Origin of the sequence: Rhodococcus sp. IEGM 1306 (assembly GCF_036541985.1) — a bacterium.
Lineage (GTDB): Bacteria > Actinomycetota > Actinomycetes > Mycobacteriales > Mycobacteriaceae > Rhodococcus_F > Rhodococcus_F qingshengii.
Genome location: NZ_JAZHFF010000008.1, coordinates 179872 through 202495, shown reverse-complemented (window position 1 = coordinate 202495; position 22624 = coordinate 179872). Strand labels below are relative to the sequence as shown.

21 protein-coding genes are annotated in these 22624 nt (G+C 62.0%); 10 read left to right on the top strand and 11 right to left on the bottom strand.

Annotated elements, in window-relative coordinates:
* The first annotated feature begins 3 nt into the window (after positions 1–3).
* The gene (locus tag V3587_RS22985; protein ID WP_003945295.1) at positions 4–249 is read left to right on the top strand and encodes a hypothetical protein; all 246 of its coding nucleotides are present in this window, start codon (positions 4–6) and stop codon (positions 247–249) included.
* Between the two features lie 154 nt (positions 250–403).
* Here the strand turns inward: V3587_RS22985 and V3587_RS22980 are convergent, their stop codons facing one another.
* The 4 genes from V3587_RS22980 to gdhA form a co-directional block, all read right to left on the bottom strand.
* Positions 404–571, bottom strand: a complete 168-nt coding sequence (locus V3587_RS22980; protein ID WP_003945367.1) for a hypothetical protein — start codon at positions 569–571, stop codon at positions 404–406.
* 243 nt (positions 572–814) lie between these two features.
* Positions 815–958 carry a hypothetical protein gene (locus V3587_RS22975; protein WP_003945326.1) on the bottom strand — a complete coding sequence of 48 codons (144 nt, stop codon included), beginning with the start codon at positions 956–958 and terminating at the stop codon, positions 815–817.
* A 363-nt stretch (positions 959–1321) separates the two neighbouring features.
* On the bottom strand, positions 1322–2581 hold the full coding sequence (locus V3587_RS22970) for a PucR family transcriptional regulator (RefSeq protein WP_003945374.1): 1260 nt from the start codon (positions 2579–2581) through the stop codon (positions 1322–1324).
* Between the two features lie 484 nt (positions 2582–3065).
* A complete protein-coding gene (gene gdhA / locus V3587_RS22965; protein WP_283377270.1) occupies positions 3066–4409 on the bottom strand; it encodes an NADP-specific glutamate dehydrogenase in 1344 nt (447 codons plus the stop codon).
* A gap of 268 nt (positions 4410–4677) precedes the next feature.
* Between gdhA and V3587_RS22960 the strand changes: the two genes are divergently transcribed.
* Positions 4678–6012 carry a DUF4185 domain-containing protein gene (locus V3587_RS22960; RefSeq protein WP_283377282.1) on the top strand — a complete coding sequence of 445 codons (1335 nt, stop codon included), beginning with the start codon at positions 4678–4680 and terminating at the stop codon, positions 6010–6012.
* Between the two features lie 83 nt (positions 6013–6095).
* Here the strand turns inward: V3587_RS22960 and V3587_RS22955 are convergent, their stop codons facing one another.
* Positions 6096–8273, bottom strand: coding sequence for a glutamine synthetase III family protein (locus V3587_RS22955; protein WP_003945365.1), 2178 nt, complete (start codon positions 8271–8273; stop codon positions 6096–6098).
* Positions 8274–8498: 225 nt separating this feature from the next.
* On the opposite strand from V3587_RS22955, the gene V3587_RS22950 reads away from it, so the two are divergent.
* Positions 8499–8768: a putative quinol monooxygenase gene (locus tag V3587_RS22950; protein ID WP_231915233.1), complete on the top strand. Its 270-nt coding sequence runs from the start codon at positions 8499–8501 to the stop codon at positions 8766–8768.
* Between the two features lie 211 nt (positions 8769–8979).
* Here the strand turns inward: V3587_RS22950 and V3587_RS22945 are convergent, their stop codons facing one another.
* The 6 genes from V3587_RS22945 to V3587_RS22920 form a co-directional block, all read right to left on the bottom strand.
* The gene (locus V3587_RS22945; RefSeq protein ID WP_003945315.1) at positions 8980–9132 is read right to left on the bottom strand and encodes a hypothetical protein; all 153 of its coding nucleotides are present in this window, start codon (positions 9130–9132) and stop codon (positions 8980–8982) included.
* Positions 9133–9948 (bottom strand): class E sortase, encoded by an 816-nt coding sequence (locus tag V3587_RS22940; protein WP_283377269.1) that lies wholly within the window; start codon positions 9946–9948, stop codon positions 9133–9135. It abuts the gene before it with no gap.
* Between the two features lie 66 nt (positions 9949–10014).
* Positions 10015–10158, bottom strand: a complete 144-nt coding sequence (locus V3587_RS22935; protein WP_007733341.1) for a hypothetical protein — start codon at positions 10156–10158, stop codon at positions 10015–10017.
* Positions 10159–10285: 127 nt separating this feature from the next.
* On the bottom strand, positions 10286–14893 hold the full coding sequence (locus V3587_RS22930; RefSeq protein WP_411742244.1) for a DUF5979 domain-containing protein: 4608 nt from the start codon (positions 14891–14893) through the stop codon (positions 10286–10288).
* 1132 nt (positions 14894–16025) lie between these two features.
* On the bottom strand, positions 16026–16169 hold the full coding sequence (locus tag V3587_RS22925) for a hypothetical protein (protein WP_283377267.1): 144 nt from the start codon (positions 16167–16169) through the stop codon (positions 16026–16028).
* A 473-nt stretch (positions 16170–16642) separates the two neighbouring features.
* On the bottom strand, positions 16643–16801 hold the full coding sequence (locus V3587_RS22920) for a hypothetical protein (RefSeq protein WP_003945304.1): 159 nt from the start codon (positions 16799–16801) through the stop codon (positions 16643–16645).
* Between the two features lie 293 nt (positions 16802–17094).
* Here V3587_RS22920 and V3587_RS22915 point away from each other — a divergent pair, with 293 nt between their 5' ends.
* The 7 genes from V3587_RS22915 (at position 17095) to V3587_RS22885 (ending at position 22556) form a co-directional block, all read left to right on the top strand.
* Entirely contained in the window at positions 17095–18195 is a 1101-nt protein-coding gene (locus V3587_RS22915; RefSeq protein WP_283377266.1) for a tyrosine-type recombinase/integrase, read from the top strand.
* 229 nt (positions 18196–18424) lie between these two features.
* A complete protein-coding gene (locus V3587_RS22910; protein WP_283377265.1) occupies positions 18425–18604 on the top strand; it encodes an excisionase family DNA-binding protein in 180 nt (59 codons plus the stop codon).
* Positions 18605–18798: 194 nt separating this feature from the next.
* Positions 18799–19023, top strand: coding sequence for a hypothetical protein (locus V3587_RS22905; RefSeq protein WP_283377264.1), 225 nt, complete (start codon positions 18799–18801; stop codon positions 19021–19023).
* Positions 19020–21515, top strand: coding sequence for a bifunctional DNA primase/polymerase (locus V3587_RS22900; RefSeq protein WP_283377263.1), 2496 nt, complete (start codon positions 19020–19022; stop codon positions 21513–21515). Before V3587_RS22905 ends, V3587_RS22900 begins: the two co-directional genes overlap by 4 nt.
* Positions 21516–21794: 279 nt before the next feature.
* On the top strand, positions 21795–22052 hold the full coding sequence (locus V3587_RS22895) for a hypothetical protein (RefSeq protein WP_283377262.1): 258 nt from the start codon (positions 21795–21797) through the stop codon (positions 22050–22052).
* Positions 22049–22279: a hypothetical protein gene (locus V3587_RS22890; protein WP_283377261.1), complete on the top strand. Its 231-nt coding sequence runs from the start codon at positions 22049–22051 to the stop codon at positions 22277–22279. The genes V3587_RS22895 and V3587_RS22890 overlap by 4 nt, the downstream gene beginning before the upstream one ends.
* 43 nt (positions 22280–22322) lie before the next feature.
* On the top strand, positions 22323–22556 hold the full coding sequence (locus tag V3587_RS22885; RefSeq protein WP_283383822.1) for a hypothetical protein: 234 nt from the start codon (positions 22323–22325) through the stop codon (positions 22554–22556).
* Positions 22557–22624 lie beyond the last annotated feature (68 nt).

Sequence of the window (22624 nt, the reverse complement as noted above, 5' to 3'; positions counted from 1 at the left end):
CTGATGGTCGGGAAATTCGAACGCCGCAAGGACACGGTCCAGGAACTGACCGAAAGTGCAGCCAACCACGTGGGCTCGATCGCGATGATCATCGCCGGGGCCGTTCGAGACGTGACGCGCGAGATCGGCGACTGGGTGTCCGACGGAATCGAGATGCGTGAAGCAGCGAAAAAGGCTGCAGCTGACGATCGTTCGGAGTCCGTGACCATCGAGCACGACGACAGCGATCCACCTGAAGACTGGCGTTGATCCACCGCGGCGGACGGCCTGATCGCGCAACCGCGAGCCGTCTCGCCTGAACGACCGCGTTGCCCTCCGTCACAGATGACGGAGGGCAACGCGGGTTTCGTGGACTGCCTCGGCGGCCGAAGACGCGGATCGAACGCCGATCACAAGTGAGGTCCTAAGCAGCGCTGCCGAGGCTCGCCGAGTCGAAGCTGCCGAGCCCGGTGCTACCGAGACCGCTGCTACCGACTCCGCCCAGTGCGAGTGCATTGCTGCTGCCCGCGCTCAGTAGCTGGACGATGATGTTGATGACGATGGGGTCGCCGGTGAGCGGAATTGTAGGCACAGGGGGACCTGCTTTCTGTTTCGAGATGTGGTGAGAAGGTGAGCGGCGACGGGATCGTCGACGTGGTCAGGCGGGCTGTTTCAGCCACTTCCGGTGCTGCCGAGCGACACGATGGAGCCGTTGCCGAAGCCGAGTGCTCGGGAGAGTGAGCCGAAGTCGATGACCAGGCTGCCCAGGGTGTGCTGGTTTATCACGGTGGTTCCTGTCTGTGCCGCGACTGTGTGATGCGAGCGGGTAAGTCGATCAGGGAGCAGGCGTCGTGGGAGTTTCGCCGCCGCCGCCAATCGGAGAGTTGTCGGTGTAGAGGAAACTGCTGCCGGCGTTGAACATCTGTAGGACGGTGTTCAAAACGACGGCCAAAGCGCCTGTGGTTGGTGCGGCGATCATGTGCTTGCTCCTGGTTTCAGCGGTGGCGACGTGGTGGTCACCGTGGTCACCGCCATCACAGTGTCAGGCGGCTTGGAGCGGGCCCTGTGCGAGAGATTCTCTCGCACAGGGCCCGAGATTCGTCCTAGGAGACGCCGCCGCCATCCGTCGAGCCCGTGCCGGTGCTGCCCGCGTTGAAGAGCTGCAGGATGGTGTCGAAGAAGGCACCGAGGAGAGCGTTATCCTGGCCGTTGATCATGTGTTTCCCCTTAATTGTTACTGGTTTGCGCGGTGATTCGCACCACACTTTTATAGCCCGGTTCGGAGCGGAAAAGTGGGGTCCAGGCGCCACACGTGGACAGCTAATAGCGAGGATGTGAGTGTTCACATTTTCGCTGGACGATTGTCCACATCAGTGCTTGCGAAGGTCAGCGAGATCATGGCAGCGCGCAGTTTGAGCAGTTCAGAGGGCAGGGCCGGATCCAATCCGGTCAGGGTTGCGATGCGCTTGATTCGATTGTCGACGGTGTTGGTGTGCAGGCCGAGCGCCGACGCGGTGCGCTGACGATGCTGGCCGTTGGCGAGATGTATGGACAATGTCTGCAGCAGTTCCGGATTGCCGTCGAGTGGCTTGAGAAGATTGATCAAGCTGTCGCGGCCTGCGCCACCCCGAGTGAGTTGATACTCGAGCGCGAGGTCTTCCATTCGGTAGGACCGCGCCGGCAGTCTCAGGCGCCGCACGAGTTGCGCCAATTCGTGAGTGGTTGCTTGGGCGGCGGCGATATCTCGTACCGCTGCGTTCTCGGCGATTGCTGTGATCTCCACCCCGACCGTCGCGCGTGCGCGTTGGATGACCTCGCACACTGTTCCCCAGTCGGGCGTGCCCTCGATCAGCACCAGACCACGTTGCGGTGCAGGAGCTTCGAGCAGTGCCGACCCGAAGTGGGCCGCGATTTTCGATTGAGCGACGGAGAGGTCACGGTAGGCCTGTATGCGCTGGTGGTTGCCGTTGCGTGCTCCCGGGCGGATGGGCGGCAGGTTCACCAGGAGCCGCAGGACGAGATAGCGGGGTGCGAGTTCAACGCCCATCTGCAACGCAAGCTGGGTGGGATCGTCGCCGTCCAGCATGGCCTTCACGAGGGCGCCGGCGGAGTACTCCCCGAGTTGGGAACCGGCTGGAAGAGCCGAGAGATAGCTGATCGAGATGAACGAGTGAAGCCGCTGCGCAAGTGCGAACAAGAACTCGTTGAGATCCCCGAGATTGGCGGAGTCCTCGGCGTCGGCCCGGCTGAGGATGAGGGTGCGAAAAGTGCTGATGCCCTCGTTGGTCAAGTTGAGGATCGCGCTGAGTGGCACGCCTTTCAATGCTTGTTGGACGGTCATCGTGTGAATGCCGTCCAACTCTTGGTCGGTGGGAAGTTTGCGGTGATCCAATAGCTGGATCCCCACTTGGAGCCCCTGCACGATCACCGCAATCAGTTCCCGACGTACTGCCTCCGTTTGGAGGGAAGTCAACGTCGGGTTGGCACGGGACAGGTGATCTACGAGATCGCTTGCCAGTGGGATGACGTCGTTGACCGCTGTGGAGGCGGGCTTGCCTCCCAACATGAGCGGTCCCGGGTTGTTCAGCAGCGCTGGGGACATGGGTGGCCTCCTCTAGACAGGTGCGTCGCCTGGCACAGGCACCCGGAGGCTCGGCGCGTTACGAAGCGGGGTACACGCTGAGGCCTTGTTCGGGGGCATACTCGCCGCTGAAATTTGCGGATCGAATTGCGCCAGGCGTTGTGATTTCTACCACATGAACGATCGTCCAACTGTGAAATGGACAAATGTGAAGATAAGTCCATATGCCCCACGCGCTGGGGACCTAAACAATCGTCCACTTACGGTGTTTTTCGACGTCAGAGCGGAAAACGGTTTCGGAGGACACCACGAGTTCCGTCTGGGATCATTGCCGCGCCTACGGTGCTCGTCGCGGGCGATTTGCTCGGAGCAAGCTCGAGGGCCCTGGGTCCTCGCGGACCCAGGGCCCTCGAGGCCTAGGTATTGATTCGACCAGTCCGATGTACGGGAACCGGTTCAGGGTGAAATCACCCTTTTTGTACTGCTGTCTGTGGTGCGGAAATCTCTAGATGACGCCCAGTGAAATCATGGCGTCGGCCACCTTCACGAAGCCGGCAATGTTCGCGCCGTGCACGTAGTCGCCGGGCTTTCCGTACTCGGCAGCGGTGTTGATGGTGCGCTTGTGGATGCCGCGCATGATTCCGGCGAGACGCTCGTCGGTGTACTCGAAGCTCCAGGAATCACGCGAAGCATTCTGCTGCATTTCGAGAGCGGAGGTTGCAACGCCACCGGCGTTGGCCGCCTTGCCGGGTGCGAAGGCTACGTTCGCGTCACGGAAGAGCTGGATGCCACCGGGGGTGGTGGGCATGTTCGCGCCTTCGGCAACGGCCTGAACGCCGTTGGTGATCAAGGTCTTTGCGGCATCTTCGTCGAGCTCGTTCTGAGTCGCGCAGGGGAGTGCGACGTCGCACGGCACGTCCCAGATGGAACCGTCGGCGATGAACTCGGCATGCGGAACTGCGTCGGCGTACTCGCTGATGCGGCCGCGGCGAACTTCCTTGATCTCCTTGAGGAGGTCGAGATCGATGCCCTTCTTGTCCACGATGTATCCCGAGGAATCCGAGCAGGCGATCGCGACGCCGCCGAGCTGGTGGATCTTCTGGATTGCGTAGATGGCGACATTGCCGGATCCGGAGATCACGACGTTCTTGCCTTCGAGGCCTTCACCCTTTGCCTTGAGCATTTCGGCGACGAAGTACGCGACGCCGTAGCCGGTGGCCTCGGTGCGAACCTGCGATCCGCCCCAGGTGATGCCCTTGCCGGTGAGGACGCCCGACTCGTACGTGTTGGTCAGCCGCTTGTACTGACCGAACAGGTAGCCGATCTCGCGACCGCCGACGCCGATGTCGCCGGCCGGAACGTCGGTGTATTCACCGATGTGACGCTGCAGTTCGGTCATGAAGGACTGACAGAAGCGCATGACCTCTGCGTCGGAGCGGCCCTTGGGATCGAAGTCCGAGCCACCCTTGCCGCCGCCGATGGGCAGGCCGGTGAGTGAGTTCTTGAAGATCTGCTCGAAGCCGAGGAACTTCACGATGCCCAGGTTGACGCTGGGGTGGAAGCGCAGGCCGCCCTTGTAGGGGCCGAGTGCACTGTTGTACTGCACGCGGAAGCCGCGGTTGACGTGAACGTTGCCCTGGTCGTCGGTCCACGGCACGCGGAAGATGATCTGGCGTTCCGGCTCGCAGAGCCGCTCGATGAGTCCGGCGTCGGCGTAGCGGGGGTGGCGTTCGAGCACTACGTGAAGAGACTCGAAGACCTCTGCGGCGGCCTGATGGAACTCGGGCTCTCCTGCATTGCGAACCAAAACCTGATCGTAAATCTGCGCTACGCGGTCACGTACGGACACCGCTCACCTACCTCGTTGTGAGAACTCTTTTACATTTCCGTTACATACTAGGCGCCTTTATTGCTGTATCGGACAACTGTCCTGTGAAGGTGAAATCGGACACAGCTGTCACTTGTGTCAGTTGAACGGGCGATTTATAACAATTTGCTCAGCTTTCACTCTCTTAACACAGTCCAAATGGTTTGCTTCTGCGGTCGGGGATCACTGTGCCTGTGGTCCGAACGAGTCGAAATGATCAGAGGGGCTGCACGTGCGTAATAAACACTCCATGTCGGCGATGTTGTCGATAGGCGTCGTCACGATTGCCGCGACGATTGCCGCAGCACCGTCTGCGTCGGCGATCGGTGGACCGTGCGGTTCGGGAGGAAGTGGTTCCGCCGGATCGATGACGGGTTCGCTCGGCTCGCTGACCGGATCGCTCGGCAGTGGATCCGCCGGTACCGGCTCCCTCGCCAACGCGCTGCCTTGGATCACCGGCGCCCCCAACGGTGCTCTGCCGGTGCTGACCGGCCGGACCAAGGCGATCGAAATGGTCACTGGCCCAGGCAGTCCCAACAACACCATCGAGCGGTTCAACGTGTCGGGTACCGACCTCGGAATCATGTGGGACAACGGTCTTTCGGGGCCGGATCACGACGTGCTGATGGCATTCGGCGACACGGTGGGCGACTGCGACACCCCGGGTGACGACTGGCGCAGCAACGTATTGTTCCGCAGCAACGACACCGCCATTGCCGACGGGATGAAGATCGACAGTTCTCCTTTGGACGGCCCCAATCATTCCAAGGAGATCATTCCGGGATTCGGCATTCCGGGTGAGTTCACCACCATCCCGACCGCTGGAATCTCTTACGGTGGTGTGCAGTACATCAGATTCATGTCCGTTCGGTCGTGGGACGAACCTGGAGCCTGGACCACCAACTACTCGGCTCTGGCTTTCTCCACGGACAACGGTGAGAACTGGGAACTCGATCCGGCGACAGTTCGCGCCAATACCGAAGGACTTGGCATTCCGGGGATTCCGGCAGTATCGCCGATCAATTCCAACTTCCAGCAGAGCGCCTTCCTCGACGGTCGGGACGGCTACATTTACGAATACGGAACTCCCTCAGGTCGTTTCGGTAAGGCGATCCTGGCGCGAGTGGCCGGCGCCGACATCAGAAATCTCGGCGCCTACGAATACTGGGACGGCTCCGGTTGGAGTCCGCGAGATACCGATGCCGTTCAGGTCATCAAGGCACCGGTCAGTGAACTCGCAGTGCAGTGGAACGACTACCTGAACAAGTACGTTGCCATGTACACCAGTGCCGAGGGCAACCTGGTGATCCGTCAGGCCGGCCAACCGCAAGGCCCGTGGAGTGGTACGCAGACCCTGTTGAGTGGAATCACGTTGCCCGCGTTGTACGGCGGATTCATGCACCCGTGGGCGAGCGGACAGTTCCTCGAATTCGTCGCCACCACGTGGGACCGTTACAACGTCATCTACATGCGGACCGATTTGAACGGACTCCAGATGGCGTCGTCGGATTCGCGCGATCGTCCTGACCCCGCGACCACCGGTGAGGCTCGCGTACTCGAAGTCACGATGCCGGAAGACCGCTAGCCGAGCAAGATTCGACAACTATGGCCTGCAACTCGATCGAGTTGCAGGCCATAGTTCTGTGGGTAGTGATATTCGGGTGATACTCAGAGAATGAAGAGCATTTCCTGATACGTCGGGAGTGGCCAGTGATCGTCGGCGACGATGGTTTCGAGGAAGTCGGCCGCTGCACGTACCTCTGCCATGGCGGGCAGGAGTGCGTCCTGTGCGTGCTTGGCCTGATCGAATGGCGACTCGCCGGCGTCGGTGTCGATTGCTGCGCGCAGGGCCGCGAGCGCTGTGCGCAGAGCCGCAACGGGCGCCGACACTTCTTCGAGCGGTGCTGAATCCGGTTCGAGGCCGGCAGACTTCAGTGCGACGAAGTTCTGCGCAACTTCCGTCTGGTGGCGCACTGCAGCCGGAAGAATCAGCGTCGTACCGATTTCGGCGGCCAGGCGTGCCTCGACGCCGATGCTCAGTGCGTACTGTTCGAGTCCGACCTCGTAGCGGCTGTGCATCTCCCGGTGGTTGAAGACCTTGTACTTCTCGAAGAGTTCCATCGAGGATTCGGTGATCAGTTCAGGAAGGGCGTCCAGCGTCGTGCGAAGGTTCGGCAGGCCGCGAGACTCGGCCTCGATCTGCCAGTTCTCCGAGTAACCGTCGCCGTTGAAGACAACCGCACCGTGGTTGGTGATGATCTCGGTGAGCAGATTCTGGACGGCGGTGTCGAAATCGGCGCCGTCGGCGACCGCGGCCTCAAGTTCGGTGGCCATGTAGTCCAAGGCCTCGGCCATGATCGTGTTGATGGTGACCATCGGGCCGTTGACTGTTTGCAGCGATCCTGGCGCGCGGAACTCGAAACGGTTGCCGGTGAAGGCAAATGGGCTCGTACGGTTGCGATCGCCCGGGTCGGTCGGTAGGACGGGAAGGGTATCGGCGCCGATCATCATGGTGCCCTTGTCCTTCGACGATGTCGCGGCGCCCTTGGCGATCTGCTCGAAGACGTCGGCCAGTTGATCGCCGAGGAAGATCGAAATGATGGCCGGGGGAGCCTCGTTGGCGCCGAGGCGGTGATCGTTGGTTGCCGATGCGACCGACGCGCGCAGGAGGCCCGCGTATTTGTGGACGGCCCGGATGACTGCGGCGCAGAATACGAGGAACTGGGCATTGTCATGCGGATTGTCGCCGGGGACAAGCAAACTGCCGAGTTCGGAGTTGCCCAGCGAGAAGTTGACGTGCTTGCCGGAGCCGTTGACACCGTCGAACGGCTTCTCGTGGAACAGACATTCCATGCCGTGCTTCTTGGCGATTGTCTTGAAAGTGGTCATCAGCAACTGCTGGTGGTCCGCGGCGATGTTGCCTCGCTCGAACATCGGGGCGATTTCGAACTGGCCGGGCGCAACCTCGTTGTGCCGCGTCTTGGCGGGGATACCGAGTTTGAAAAGTTCCCGCTCGGTGTCCATCATGAATCCGAGCACACGTTCCGGGATCGCCCCGAAGTAGTGGTCGTCGAACTCCTGGCCCTTGGGCGGCTTTGCGCCGAAGAGTGTTCGGCCGGCGTTGAGGAGGTCGGGGCGGGCGAGGAAGAAGTGTCGATCGATCAGGAAGTACTCCTGCTCGGGTCCGCAGAACGACACGATGTGCTCGGGATCGGTATGGCCGAACAACTTAAGGATTCGTTCGGCGTGGAAACCCATTGCCTGTTGTGAACGCAGCAGGGGAGTCTTGTGGTCGAGCGCTTCGCCGGTCATCGAAACGAACACGGTCGGGATACACAGTGTGTTGCCGTTGGGGTTTTCGAGAACGTAGGCCGGGCTCGTGACATCCCAGCCGGTGTATCCGCGAGCCTCGAACGTGTTGCGCAGCCCGCCGTTCGGGAAACTCGACGCGTCGGGTTCACCTTGGATCAAGGTCTTGCCGGCGAACTCCGCCAGTGCACTGCCGTCGCCGACCGGCTCGAGGAAGCTGTCGTGCTTCTCGGCGGTCAACCCGGTAAGCGGATAGAAGACGTGGGCGTAGTGGGTTGCGCCTTTCTCCAACGCCCAGTCCTTCATCGCGGATGCGACCGCGTCGGCGACCATGGGATCGAGCGGTTTGCCTTGCTCGATCGTCGCCATCACCGATTTGTAGACAAGCTTGGGCAGTCGCTTCTGCATGACCACCTTGTTGAAGACGTTGGCTCCGAACACCTCTCCGGGTGTCTCGTCGGTCGTGAAACTGACCACCGGAGGTGTGTAGGCCTCGACGTCCTTGATCGCTTGCAAGCGAACTGCATTTCCACTCATGTGCTTACCCCTCGCCCGGGCCCAGGGCTGCGCTGCTGATTGCGAGCCCGACTTCGGCAAACCCTACGAACCTCCGGTATCGGGGGTGTTTCGTAGATATTGCGCCTGTCCGCAAACTTCGAGTCACAACGGAAATGTCGACCTGTCGGAGGTCTACGGCAGACTTCGAGCGGAGGGGTCAACACGGGTCAGACGAATCGGAGAGTCTTTGTGATCAGGGTTTTGGTGCCAACCACAGTGGAGCAGGGCGATCTCGCGGAAGTGCTTCGGTTGTACGACGAACTTGTCACCGAGACCCGAAAAGAGGACGGCTGCATCAACTACGAGTTACTGCAGCGCACCGACAATCCCTGCGAGCTCGTGTTGGTGGAGGAATGGGAATCTCAGGAGCACCTCGACGCCCACACCCATACCGAGCACTTCGTCAGGTTGGTTGAGGCGCTGGCCAAGCTCGAGACGGCAGCGCCGGCGCAGATCTTCACGAAGGTTCTGTAGCGGCGGAGTCAGGTCTCAGTGCTCGCTCAGGCGTCGAACGAACATTCCGGAGAGCCTCGAGTGTCAACTAGGCGACCCGCTCCGACACACGCGGAAACTGGTTTGCATCGACACGCCAGAATCATCGTAGATCCGTCGAGTCCGATGTAGGACAGCACCTTCGGGCTCCAGCCGGGCCTCGTGCCGGTGTCGGCCGACCTGCACGGGCGCTCTATACGGTGACGTCGGAGTAGGGCATATGCTCTGACACCCAAGGAAATACGAATTCCATGAGTAGCAGCACCACCGCGACCACGAGAACGATCGCCAGCAGGGCCTTCACTGGTCGGGGGCCGGGGAGCGCTCCCCAGAGGTATCCGTACATTCATTGCTCCTGGAATGCCGCGGGAATGGTGCCCGAAGTCTTCGAGATTGTTTCGACGAGAACCGCGTGGACGATCAAGCGTTCGCTGTTCGAGTAGAGCGGATGGCACGTGGTCAGTGTCAACATACTTTCCAGCGTGGCGTCGGGCTCGGCCCAAGGGCTTCCGGGCAGCGGGTTGACGACCGCAACATCCCCGGGCACGGTGATGCGCCGCCCGAGGAGATGGACGTAGTCGCCTTCGGAAACACGATCGGCTTGCTCGGGATTCAAGCAGGCTTTCGCCGCAGCGCGACGTTCGGGCGAGGCCTGGTCGAGTGGGAGCAACCGGTACGTCATCCATTGGAACTCGGTCTCCACGACGACGGCATCGCATGCATCGAGTCGATCCAGGTGTTGGAAGACTGCGCCGGAACCATTGCGGTGCCCGGCGAGCGCGAAGTTTCCGGCTTCGCCGGGCATCTGCGAGTCCGGGTAGTGGCCGGGGCCGGCCCGCAGGTCCTCGTTGCGTGTGCCCTCGACGATTGCGTACGCGGCGCCGAGTGTGGGGAAATGCACGCGCGCGAATCCCTCGCCGAGCACAGGGATCAGCGGGGACACCGGCTGACCATCGATCGCTCCTGAGGATTCGGGGACTTCGGCCCAGGATTCCTCCAGACTGTTGTTGAGCTCGTCCTGCAGCCGCCCTGAGACGATATTGGTCCAGAACGCCTCATAGATGACGAACAGCAGGATGACGACCCCGGCCGTGAGGAGCAGTTCGCCGATTACCTGGCCTGCGCCCGGCCGCCGACGCCCTGGAACTTCGGTATCGCTCACGGACCGGGGTCTCCTCTTCACAGATCTACAGAGCTAGCTGATGTGTCGAATTGGTGCCGCATCGAACTAGCTGCCCGCGTCGATCGTGGCGCTTCCGGTACCGCCGAGGAGATCGTAAAGGAGTACGGACAGGCGACCGAGGCCGTCGATCGCGGCAGAACCAGTGGTCTCGATGCCTTCGATGACGATCGGGAACGGGAGGAATGACATGGTGTTTCTCCTTCGAGGGGTGGGCCACGGGGGCGGCCGCGAGATAAATACGTCGTGACGGTGAAACAGGGCGGGTGCGACCAGGCGTATGTCGCACCCGCCCTGTTTCGGTATTCCTGGTTGGGAGTTACTCCTGGCCGGGTGCACGCTTGCGGTTACGCAGGGTGAGCCATGCTCCACCGCCGATCAGTGCCAGCGCCAGACCGGCGAGCCAGATGACGTTCGCGCCGGTTACCGGCAGGGACGATGACTGGTCCGGTTTGGCCTGAGCAGGATTTCCCGGAGCAGGTGTGCCCGGAGCACCGTTGTGTCCACCACCGTTGTTGCCGGGAGCGTTGTTGCCGGGAGTCGACACGTCAGTGCCTGGTCCTCCGGGTACTTCAGAGCCCGGCCATGTCGGGATTTCCCACGGCGGCAGCGGGATCGGGATCGGGATGATGATCAGCCCATTGCTGCTGGTTTTGTTCTCGAGTCCCAGGACCACCGACTTGTTTGCTTCGCCGGTGAGCTTGACGGAAGTTGCGGTCGGTTCGCCGTCGATCTTCGAGACATCCGCCTTGCCTTCCTTGACGCCCCAGATCACTTCACCCCACTTGACGTTGGTGACGTCGGTGTGAGCACCGGTTTCTGTGAAAGTGATGTCGGTGTTCAGCGGGAACTGGACCCGGCCGTCGATGACGGCTGCGTCGCACTGGGCGGTCGGAGTGACCGAAGCGCCCGGCTTGACATCGAGAACACAAGACCGCGCCTCATTGTCGATGTCCGTCCACGTAGCCGTGACCTGGAAGATCGTGGATCCGTCCTTGGCCACCTGGCTGCCCTTGGGGCCGGTCACGATCTTGTCGATATCCACCTCGGTGGTCGGGATCGGGCGGTTGTGGATCTCCACCACAGCCTTCTCACCGGCCACCGCCTTGACGGTGTCGCGGTAATCGGCGTCACCGGCATCCGCGGAGACGTAGTAGTACGGCCGCGCCCAGTCGATACCGGCCAGTGGCTTGGGGTCGACCTCGGAGAAGGTGATCACGGTGTTCCGCGGCACAACCTCGTCGGACGTCCAGCTCCAGTCGTTTCCGGCATCGAGGGTGATGGTCTGGCCCACTGCCGGGAAATCAGTTCCAGCGGGGAGTGCCGGATCGATTCCGTCGATGCGGACCTCGAACGTCGCGCTGTCAGGCAGGTCGGCCTCGGGTGCGCGGACGGGGTTGCCGTCAGCGTCGAGGATGAACTTCGTGAATTCGACCAATCCGAATTTCCACAGCGCCTCGTTCGACAGCGTGATCAGTCGACCGTCGGTCGGGTCGTCGGAGACTATGCCCGTCGCGGTGCCGTCGAGGTTCGAGTGCAGCCACGATTCGCCTTCCGGGCTGGTGCCCCAGGAGATCGTGCCCCACTCGACTCCGTCGACATCGGGACGGCCGGTCTCGGTGAAGGTCACCTCGGTGCCGACAGGGAGGTCGACGCCGAGCGGTGTGGTCTGTCCCTGCTTGACGCTCAGCACCTGGGTGCGGTACTCCACACCGTCGCGCCAACGCGCTTCGACCGTGAACTCCACGTCGTCGCCGACGGCCTCGGCGGCCTCACCGCCGACCTGCTTTGCGATGCGCAGAGTGCCGTCGTTGACGTCGACGAAGTTCGACACCTCGATCTTGCGCAGATCCTTGCCGATGGTCACCACGGCTGCGTTGTCCGGACTGATCCTGACATTCCCGGAGTATGCGGGCACGCCATAAGCGAGACCGTCACCGTTTGCCGGAACCAGCTCTGTCAGTGTGACTTCGGTGCCGCCCGGCAGGTTCTCGCCGAACGAAACCGCCGTGCCGTCGGACGGAAGAGACAGCGTCTTGCTCTGCGGGTTGTCGTCCGTGTCGAGCCAGGTGGCAATCACGTCGAAGCTGGCCGGTACGGCCTTGTCGAACGCCTTCGGGCCCGTGAGCTTCTTGCTCACTTCGAAGGTGCCTTGCGTGATCGTGGCCTCGTTGGTGACGGAGACCGTGTTCGCCGACGCATCGGTGCCGATGGTGAGCATTTTCGGGCTGATCACCGGCAGCGACCACGTCACGAGGTCGGTGTTCATCGGTTGGACCTCGGTGAAGGTGACTTTCGCTCCGATGGGCAATTTGCCCAGGTCGTAGTGCTGGCCGTCCTTCAGAGTGAATTGACGCAACTCGTTGCCGGCGGCGTCGTCACCGAAGGCGATCTCTGCGTTGACAACGAAAGCCTCGAGTCCCGTGCGCGCTCCGTCACCGATGACGGACTTGGTGATCCGCGCCGATCCCAGACTCGCTTTGTTGAGCAGTGTGACACCGACATTGCTTTTAGGCGTGATGGTCACCAGTGCCTCGGTGCGGTCCCCGTTGAGCGTCACACCCTCCGACGGGCGGAACGTCCCTCTCTCGAAGTACACGCCGTCAACGGTTGGGAGGTTGATCTCGGACAGTCGGATCTGCCAGCCGGTTCCGCGGGGGTTGATCCCACTGACCGGTGTCCCGTCAGCCTTCACCTTGATCTCGTAGGAGCTCACCGGGGCGTCGGTCGCTGGATCTTGCCCGGGGGCGAACTCCTCGACTTTCACAGTGAACTCGGTGTCCTCCGGGAATTTCTCGGAGAAGGGAGCGATCTCCTTCAGCAGCGAGAACGAGCCCCGCGACACACCTTGACCTGTGCCGCCGCCGCCCCATTCCTGCTTGACGCTCTTCGACAGCGTCTGCTTGCCGGCATAGGTGAGGGTGTTGGAGTATTCCGTGTCGCGCTGGTCCAGTCCGCCGCTGCTGGTGCACAGGGTGTAGCTGACGAGGTACTTCGTCTGACGGCTGTAACCGTCCGCGTCCCGAGGGAGGGTGAGATCGAAACCGCCGTCGGCGCGCGCCACCGAGGTGGCGTCGGTTATATCGCGTTTCTTGTTGCCGTCGAAGAAGTCTTGCGCGACGACCTTGAGATTGAGGTTGCTCTTGAGATCGCCGCCGATTTCACACACCGTCATGTTCGGTGAGAACCTGTCGTTGATGACCGCCGGTTCCGTAAGGCCCTCGAGATCGTGTCCTGAGATTTCCACGGTCCAATTGAGGGTGGTGCCTGCCGGCTGCTCCACACCGCCGACAGGCTGCGACGTGGTGTTGATCGCGCCGTTCTTGCCGCTCGTGAACCCAGGCCCCTCAGTCTTTCCCGTGATCGACGTCTTGTTGACGACCGCCGAGTTGGTGAGATGGTCCTCGGAGTCCGGCACCTCTGTGGTGGTCAGGCAGGTCCGGTACGTGAGATAGTAATACTGCTCTTCGTTAAACGTGGCCGGGTTATCCACAGTGATCGCCGCGGTGAAGGTACTCGCGCCGGCTACTGCGCCGATGGGAGCAATGGTGAATCCTGCGGCAGGAGTGCGGTAGTTGGGTTCGTTCTCCCGCCCTGGGAGGTAGTCAGACTTCTCGATGACTACCTGCACGCCCGAGGCACAGACCGCATGGGGGCCGCCGAAGGTGTCGGTGATGTCGATCTTGTGGTTGTTGGCGGCAATGTCGGTGCCCGGGACCACAATCGTCCAGACGGCTTCCATATTGCGCTTGCCGCCGTCGAGGTAGCCACCCTTCCAAGGCTCGGTCTGCGGCGCATAGTCCTGTCCCACGCCATCCGAAGCGACCGTGTTGTCACCGATCGTCACGGAGTTGGTGTACTGAGTCCCCTTGAGATCCACCACGCCGCTGGTCGTGCATGAGGTGTACTCGATGCGGTAGAGCTTGTTGCCCTCGAAGGGCGCGCCGTTGTTGATCTTGATGGTGACCTGATCACCCGCGTCGGGTTGGGTGACGGTGACGCCGCCGGGGGTCTCTTTGAGATCGCCCGGGCGACCGGACCACAGCTTCGCGTTGAGCAGGCTGCCCGCACACACCTTCATGTTGTCGGAGAGCTCGTCGCTCAGGGTCACCGAACCGGTGTTGCCTGCGTCCAACTTGGCCAGATCGGCGCCGGGGATGTCGATGGTCCACCGCACTGACTGCTTGTTGTCCTGGAGTTTGCCGGACTTCGTCGACTCGCCGATTACGCGGCCGTCGGTGATGCCGCCCGTGCCGGGCAGTTCGACCGGCGTGACCTTGTTGTTGATCGTGAAATCCACAGTCTCTGACGTGGTGTACTCGACTGCCTTCGTGTAGACGAAGAAATCGCCCTTCACCTCGTCTGGGCGATCCGCCACGGCATCGGAGAGAACACACGTCATCAGATTGGTGGAAGCAACCAGATCGCATGTGCCCCAAACCGTCCCGTCGTCGCCCGCGAGCGCGATCGTCGGGTTGGACTGGAGCTTCAACTCGTCAGGGAATCCGATGGTGAACTGGTCGCCCGGTTGCGGGCTCGCGCTTGACGCGTCCCAGGTGCCCTTCACCGTGACGGAGTCCCCGACCGTTATCTGCTGGTCGTTCTTTCCCTCGACCTGGACGTTGGTGATATTCACATCGATGCCGGGATTGACTCCGCGTGCGGCCAGTCGCTGCGCCGCCACAGAAGTCGTAGACGGGGGCGCTGTGGTTGTGATCGGCGGTTTCGCAGAAGTGGGTGACTCCGACGTGGAAGTAGGCGGCGCCGTCGTTTTCAGTGGCGCCTCCGTCGTAGTCGCGGGCGGCTTCGTTGTGGTCGGAACTGTGGTGGTCGGACCTGTGGTGGTCGAGGTCCCGATGTCATCTGCTGAGGCAACTTGGACGAATGAGAACGACGATACGACCAGCGCCAGGACCGCAACGATCATCCCCAAAGCTGCCCACCGAGACACCACCCCCTCCCCGGCACGGCGTGGGAAGACACGGTTACGCATGACGAACACCTTTCGTTCAGAACACATGATTTGGGCCCCGTTTCCGGGGCCGTCGAATAGCGAAACGGGACCTTTGAGCAGCTCTGGAGCCTGGATGCGAGCGTTGGTGATTCTCAGGCGTCCTATTGCGGAGCCGAACAGTTGGTAATCGGACCTGGTTGGCGCCAGCGCAGACCGACGGCCGGCTCTGGGTAGGCCAGGAAATTCCAAGAAAGATCGATCGCCGGTGTTACCTAACGCGACGACCTACGAGGTACTAAAGGCTGCGGCCGAGGATCTTTCCTGCGCGATTCATTGCAGTTCGGGCATGAGTACTATCCCGGATAGCAATAGCAACAGTGCGATGGCTCCGAGGGGGAGTCTTCGTGCTGCGTGCTTCGCTGCCGTGACGGTTTTCATGAAATTCCTTTCTTTGGCACAACGTAAGGAAATGTGCGCGGGGCCGTTCGCGAGAAGATGCAAATTCCGCGCAAACAACGCAGAAGGCGCAAACCGGGCGATGCGCAATCAGGAATCTAACACGAGCAAATCGCATAGCTGGACACGCCATGGACGTGCGTCCATGCAAGAAAAACTGCGCTTAACTGGCCATATCTATCTTCCGTTGATTTTTTCCAAGTTAACTGGCTGGTTCATCACAATTCGATCTCGACCATCAGTTGTATACCTGCCCTGGCTCCTGTCGACAATCGGTGAGCGGCCGAGCCGAGTCCGCGCTGCTGTACCGAATGGGCCTTTATGCAGTTCACCGCCCCTTATTTGCTGTCGGAACGACAAGGCGTGGAGCGAATTATCTGTGCACACACGCTCGACATAAATGCAAATCATTTTTCTGTGCATAGGAGGAGGGTGAATTAGGGGGTGAATTCAGTCGCGCGTCATCGAAACCCCTGTTCTGAAAGGATCCAGAGATAGGGGTCACATTAGATTCGTTTTTCTTAGCAGATTAGATTTCGGCCTGAGTTAACCGTCGCTAATGCTTCGGGGGCCGACATGGCATTTCGAGACGAAGAATCGCCCAGCTTTTCGTAGAAAGCCTTCGGTACGGTTACGTCAGTCCAGCTGATCACGCGCCGCAGCGACTTTTGGCGACGCTCTTGTGCGCACGGATGAGGCACAGCCTGGAATGTGAGTGGATCTCGGAAAATGCCATGTCGGAGGCTTCTTCGAAGATCTCGAGACCTCGCAAGTTCAGGTCGTTCTCGCGCATCTCGGCACGATGAAATGGCTGACTTTTCAAGCGCTTTCGATGCCCGGAGTCAAATGGTGACGGTCGTTGCGTAGTCGCTGACGGCGGATGCGGCCGGTTCGATCGGTGCGCAGTCGCCACATCCGAGCAACCGTACCGAGTGGCCGCGAGGTCCCACAGACGGTACTTTTCGCAGCTCTCTGGACACTTCGCGAAATCGGACCTTCGAATCAAGTTCTCGCGCAACCATTCTGACGCAGCTTGTGTCAATGGCGCTACACCCACGGCTGCCCGCAAGGTTTGACTGCCCCGGTTGCTGTTACGCCCTGGGATCCGGAGCCCAGAGATTCTGTGACACTCGCGGGCCGCTCCGCACAGTGTGTTGCATGCGACTCAGCCGCCATTGGTGGACTCTTGCCTACCGACTCGTCGTCGTAGAACTTCGTGAGACGACCTTGTCGCAGGGAAGGGCTACAACGAGTCGCAGGGAAGGGCTACAACGATTGGTCGGGTCCGGTCAACGAGGCGGGACCGGTAGTCGGTTGGTGTGCGCCGGTGAACCGCTCGACGACGGATACAACGACGATCGCGAGTGCCAGGATTCCAACGGTCCGGGCGAGTGACTTCAGGGTCTTCGGAAGCGCCTTCTTCATGCGAGGCAGATTACTGCGGACGGTACGCAATTTGTGGGCTAGGTTTCGGTCCGGATCGGATCGGTCTGAAGAGAGATCGCTTTATCCACGCAGCGTGACTATTCGTGATGCAAATCTTGTGGTGCCCCGGCAGGATTCGAACCTGTTTATGAGGGCGGGGGCCTTGGTCCCGATACCTGCGCATATGCCGTTCTACGTGCACGTTTTCGGTGTGGCCGTAACGGGTAGAAGTGTGCACCGATACTCTTTTGTAGGTATTGCAAGGGAACGATAAGGGAACGCAGGGGCACGCCATGACGGCACGGCAACGTAGGTCATTCGGAACGGTCAAGGAACTGCCCTCGGGGCGGTGGCGTGCGTCGTACATTGCCCCCGCCGACGGTGTGCGGTATGCGGCACCGGTGACGTACCCGTTCAAGTGGGAGGCCGAGGCGTGGGTTGCCGCCGAACGCAAGAAAATCGACCTCGGGACGTGGCGGCCACCGGGGGCGGAGGTCGAACGGGGTCTCACCCTCACCGAGTACGCCGAGAAATGGTTGGCCGAACGCACCCTCAAGCCGCGCACCCGGTCGTTGTACGACGACCTGTTGCGTCTGCATATCGGCCCCGGCCTCGGCGGCCTCGAAATGGGTTCCTTGCGGCCCGCCACCGTCCGCACCTGGCACGCGGGATTGACGACGGGGGACACCCGTAAGGCTCATGCCTACGCCCTATTGCACGCCATTTGCGCCACCGCCGTGCACGACGAGGTGTTGGACGCCAACCCGTGCGTGATCCGCAAGGCCATGGGTGCCGAACGGTCGAGGGCTATCAACCTGTTGACCCCCGCCGAGCTGGCGGCCCTGGCCGACGCGATGCCCGCCCCGCTCTCGTTGTCGGTATTGCTGGCCGGTTGGTGCGGGTTGCGCTCGGGTGAGTTCAAGGAACTACGCCGGGGTGATGTGGAGGCCGACGGGTCGATCATCCGCGTACGCCGCGCCGTGACGTACCGGGACCGTGAGTATCGGGTCGACACACCCAAGACCAAGGCGGGCCGTCGAGACGTGAGCGTGCCACCGCACGTACAGGCGGCGGTGGTTGCCCACCTGGCCACCCACGTAGGCCGTGCCAAGACCGCCCTGTTGTTCCCCTCGAAAGACGGTGACCACATTGGGGATTGGGATTACCGCCGCCCATTCAAGGCGGCGGCCTCGGCTATCGGCAAACCAGAACTCACGGTGCACGACCTACGCCACGTCGGTGCCGTGTTGGCGGCGCAGGTGGGGGCAACCACCGCCGAACTCATGGGACGCCTCGGGCACGCCACGCCGAACATGGCCATGCGATACCAGCATGTAGCGGCGGGCCGTGACGCCGATATTGCGGCCAAGTTGTCGGCAATGGTGACCCCGTAATCGGTGTTACTGCGGTGATACTGGCGCGTTACTTAACCCGTTACTTTCATCATGCGTAATCAACTGCCCCGCAACCACTTTGGTTGTGGGGTTGTTGCGTTCTGTGGGTACGTTCGTGTAGAACTGTTGAGGCAGCGCGGTTGACGCCCCGTGCACATATCGACGAGTCGGGTAACCAGGCCCCCAACCGGTCACGAGTCCATTCCGTCACCTGTTGGAAGTAGAGACCATGGCCCGCAAACTCATTACCATCGCCCAAGCCGCCGACGCCCTCGGTGTCGAGGATTCGACTATCCGTCGTTGGATACGTGACGGCAGGTTGCCCGCGTTCCGTCTGGCCGGTCGTCAGGTGCGTATCGACGTGACCGCAGTCGACGCACTACTCACCCCAATTGGCACGGCGAAATGACCGCCGCCGTTATCGCCTTGTACGGCACCATGTTCGGCTACTTGACCGAACTTGCACGCAATGCCCGCAGAAATCACTAGGACGCCAACCCCGCCATGGCACGCCGCAGCACGCACACCGGCCATTCCTACTGACAGCGAAAAACCCCGGCCCGCCAAGCCGAGGTTTTCGCACTGCACAGATCGGACCATTTCATGAACGAGACCAATAGTACCAGTTCAGGGTATGTAACCGTGTTCGAGCCCGGTGACATACCGGCGTCGGCGTGCCCCGATTGCAACGCGTCGTTCGACCTTGTGTCAATGACCGGCAAGCGGGCCGTGGTGCGCGTCGTCCATGCGCCTACGTGCCCGTTCTACGGCGCAGGGTGCAACCGTGCGGCCCGCCGTGCGGCACGCCGGAACGGTGGCACCAAGTGAGGGCCAACGCCGTCGAGGCCGTCCTCGGGGGCCGTGGCATTGGCGACAAGACCGACCTCACCGAGTACGTGCAAGGACTGGCCGCCGCCGGTCTGGCCGTCGTCATGGTCGAACCCATGGGTAAGCCGCCCCTCGACCTACGGTCTGCCGCCGACAAACGCACTGACAACGTGGCCGCACAGGCAACCGCCAAGGCCGCCGGTAACGCCGAGTGGGCACGTGCCAAGCAACCCGCAGGCGTCCACCTGGCCACCACCGACGCCGTACGCCTGGCGAAGTATGTGGCGACCGCCGAGAAACGGTACGGGGCCGGGGCGGTCAACCTCGGCGTCGAGGTTGACCGGTCGAGGTTGGTTGTCATCGACGCCGATACCGCGTTCGCCGTCGATGCATTCCGCAAGGCGTACGCCGACAACGGAGGTGGTGAGATTGCGCCGACGGTGGACTCACCGGGCCGGTTCGATGCCACCGTGGCAGTGCCGTTCGACCCGTGGGTGCACAAGGATGGTGGGCATTTCTGGTTCACCGTTCCCGAGGGCGTCACCGTTCCCGAGAGTGGTTCGTACAGTGTCGACGGGTGGACCGCCTACTACGCTGACCGGCAAATACTGATACCGCCGAGTGTGCGTCCCGAGGGGCCGTACGTCTGGCGTGGCGGTGTTCGTGAGCTACCCGAGTGGTTGTACGCCAAGATCATCGAACGGCCAGAACCACGGGCCTCGGCGGGTGGGGACTCCTCGAACATCGACGTGTGGTCGGCGTCGGTGCCGTGGGCGCAGGTGTTGACCGCCGACGGTTGGTCGGACTCGGGTCGGGTCTCGAACTGTGGTTGCCCCGAGTGGACCGCGCCGGGGCCGCACGACTCTCACAAGTCGGCCACCGCCCACGAGGTCACGTGCACCGAGGGTAGTTACGACGCATCGAACGGTCATGCACCACTACATGTTTGGACGGACAACCCGCCTGAGGGCCTGCGGGGCGGGGGCACCTATTCCCGTATCCAATTCGTCGCCAACCGGCACTACGGCGGTGACCTCGGGGCAGCTGCCACGGCCCTCGGTATCCCCGAGGGGATCGAGGTGTTAGGTACCGGCGAACCCCTGGAAGTGGCTACCGCCTCGACCGACCCGCACGACGCCGCACTCATGGCCGAGGTATTCGGGTTCTCAGCAGTCACCGCGCACGTCCTCGAACAGGCCCGTATTCGGCTCGTGGGGCCGTGGGCGGCGTTGTTCCTGGCGTTGGCCCACGCCGCCCTGTTGACGCCGTGGTGGGTGCGGTTGCCCGCCGTGGTCGGTAGTTCCGGCGCGTCCCTCAACTCGATCACCGCACTCGTGGGCGGTTCCGGTGCCGGTAAGGGTGCTGGTTCCGACGGCGGGATGCTGGTTTGGGACCGTGACCCTACCGAGGACCACGGCCTTATCGAGGCGGGGCAGACGGTCGAGAGTGCCCTCACGGCAATCACCGTCGGTTCGGGGCAGGCGTTCGCGACGTTGTTCCGGGACTGGCGCAAGGTAACGCCCGTCGACAAGGACGGTAAGAAACAACGCGAAAAGTTGGTGCACAAGCTGATTCGGCGCACGGCGTGGATTGATTTTGCCGAGATTGACACCGCTAGTTCGATGATGAAAAGCGACTCGTTGCAGTTGAGTTCCGAACTACGCCGGTTGTGGGACGGCAAACAACTTGGCGTGCACACCAAGTCCGTCGAGCGTCGTTCCGAGTTGGACCCGTTCACGTACCGCGCCGTGGTCACACTCGGTGTCCAACCCGAACGTGCCGGTGAAATGCTGGCCGGTGAGGGCGGTGGACTACCGCAACGCCTAGTGTGGGCCGACACCGCCGACTATGGCCGCACCATTGGCGGGCACCGCGGGGAACGCGCAACCATGGCCATTGCGGCACCGGCGTGGGGCCGTACGGGTGACGAGACCGTGTTCATGGGTGTGGCCGACTCGGTGGCCGAACAGATCATCACCGACCGCGAACACGTGTTGGTGCGCAGCAAGGACGCACTCACCGGTATCGACGCGCACCGCAACCTGGTTCGGCTCAAGTTGGCGGGGGCGGTAGCGGTGTTGCACAGTCGCGCCGACGTGACCGCCGAGGACTGGCACCTGGCGGGCCTCCTGTTGACCCACAGTGACCGCGTACGGGCCGAGGTGCAACGAGTGTTGGCCAAGTCCATGCGTGACGCCCATGAGTCACGTGGGGCGTCGGACGCCTACCGCGACGAAGGTGCACGCAAGACCCGAGACCAAGGCGTCGAGACGGGTGCGGCCTCGATTCACTCGTGGTTGTCCAAGCGCAAGGGGCAGGCGTTCACCGCCGCCGCTATCGGGCGATCGGGCAAGCCGGGGCAACCCCGCCGGATCTACTGCGCCGAGGCGTTGGCCGTTCTCGTCGATGAGGGGGCCGTACGCCAAGGCCCACCCGCACGCGGCGGCAACGACACCTACGAGTGGAACGCCGACCGGTGGGTCGAGTCGTGACGAACCGTGGACCCGTGGACCCGTGGACCCCTGCGCGTCTGTGGACCTCAAAACGCCTCACCTGTGAAATGACAATTCTCAATATTTTTATAGTTTTACCTGCGGAAATGCGTTTGGCAGGCCTTGGTTCCCGAGTGACCCGAAATCAACGCGCACCGGGGGTCCACGGGTCCACGGGTCCACGGTTCACGCCCAACGGGCTTGGGCGACCGGTGAGGGCACCGCCCGTCGACGTGTTCGGCACCGACCTCGATACCAACCAACCGAAAGGCACAGCCAATGAAAACGCCACCCGCACAACACAGGGCATGGGCCGCACGTGCCGCCCTGGCCGCCGCCCGCAACGACCAACCGGCCATGACGTTGCTCATGGAACAGGTGCGCGCCGCCGGTCGGTACGGGTTCTCAGACCTCACGTTGGCACTGTCGTTTGAGCTGGCCAACATGTTCACCGCGACGGGCAACCTCGACATGCTCGTCGAGTACGTCGAACAGGTGCAGGCCGAGGCCCTGGCCGATAAGGACGGCAACCGATGAACGGCGATGTGGCAGCACTGCGCATGATGCTTGGCCTAAGGGCAATGCAGGACGGTGACACCGCACAACTCATGGCCGTGGTCGACGACCTCGACGGTAGGGCAATGGTGAACGCCCTCATGGCCTTGGCCAGCATGGCCAGCGTCTACTTTGAGATGCAACACGGTGAGGGCACAGATGCGCTGTTGCGCCGCAACCTGGCGAAGGCGGTGGCGCATGGCGGCTAGGACAGAGCGGCAACGGCGCATTGCCGAAGCACGGAAGGCCACAATGGCCGATCCCTGGTTTCAATTGGTCGATGAGGCGCTACAGGACCGCCGCCGACGCGCACGGTTGCGAGGATCGGCCTACATCGACGAGGACTGTCGGACAAAGCACACTGCGGTGGCACGGCGGGAGGCAAGGCGGGAGGTAGCGCGGGCGGCGATCCTTGAGCGGTACAGTGCCGACGGCGCAACCGAGGCCCTGGCCGACGAGGCATCGGCCACCGAGGGCAGTGCATAAAACAACCATTTATGCACAGATTCTTCATGGCACCGCGTGCCAGACTTGAGCGTGACACGCGGTGTCGC

Coding starts and splice junctions, on each gene's coding strand:
- V3587_RS22925 (WP_283377267.1), bottom strand. CDS start 16,169: ATGCGCGAGAACGACCTGAACTTGCGAGGTCTCGAGATCTTCGAAGAA.
- V3587_RS22920 (WP_003945304.1), bottom strand. CDS start 16,801: ATGAAGAAGGCGCTTCCGAAGACCCTGAAGTCACTCGCCCGGACCGTT.
- V3587_RS22895 (WP_283377262.1), top strand. CDS start 21,795: ATGAAAACGCCACCCGCACAACACAGGGCATGGGCCGCACGTGCCGCC.
- V3587_RS22910 (WP_283377265.1), top strand. CDS start 18,425: ATGGCCCGCAAACTCATTACCATCGCCCAAGCCGCCGACGCCCTCGGT.
- V3587_RS22955 (WP_003945365.1), bottom strand. CDS start 8,273: ATGAGTGGAAATGCAGTTCGCTTGCAAGCGATCAAGGACGTCGAGGCC.
- V3587_RS22935 (WP_007733341.1), bottom strand. CDS start 10,158: ATGTCATTCCTCCCGTTCCCGATCGTCATCGAAGGCATCGAGACCACT.
- V3587_RS22915 (WP_283377266.1), top strand. CDS start 17,095: ATGACGGCACGGCAACGTAGGTCATTCGGAACGGTCAAGGAACTGCCC.
- V3587_RS22945 (WP_003945315.1), bottom strand. CDS start 9,132: ATGTACGGATACCTCTGGGGAGCGCTCCCCGGCCCCCGACCAGTGAAG.
- V3587_RS22885 (WP_283383822.1), top strand. CDS start 22,323: ATGGCCGATCCCTGGTTTCAATTGGTCGATGAGGCGCTACAGGACCGC.
- V3587_RS22930 (WP_411742244.1), bottom strand. CDS start 14,893: ATGATCGTTGCGGTCCTGGCGCTGGTCGTATCGTCGTTCTCATTCGTC.
- V3587_RS22985 (WP_003945295.1), top strand. CDS start 4: ATGGTCGGGAAATTCGAACGCCGCAAGGACACGGTCCAGGAACTGACC.
- V3587_RS22890 (WP_283377261.1), top strand. CDS start 22,049: ATGAACGGCGATGTGGCAGCACTGCGCATGATGCTTGGCCTAAGGGCA.
- V3587_RS22960 (WP_283377282.1), top strand. CDS start 4,678: ATGTCGGCGATGTTGTCGATAGGCGTCGTCACGATTGCCGCGACGATT.
- V3587_RS22975 (WP_003945326.1), bottom strand. CDS start 958: ATGATCGCCGCACCAACCACAGGCGCTTTGGCCGTCGTTTTGAACACC.
- V3587_RS22905 (WP_283377264.1), top strand. CDS start 18,799: ATGAACGAGACCAATAGTACCAGTTCAGGGTATGTAACCGTGTTCGAG.
- V3587_RS22970 (WP_003945374.1), bottom strand. CDS start 2,581: ATGTCCCCAGCGCTGCTGAACAACCCGGGACCGCTCATGTTGGGAGGC.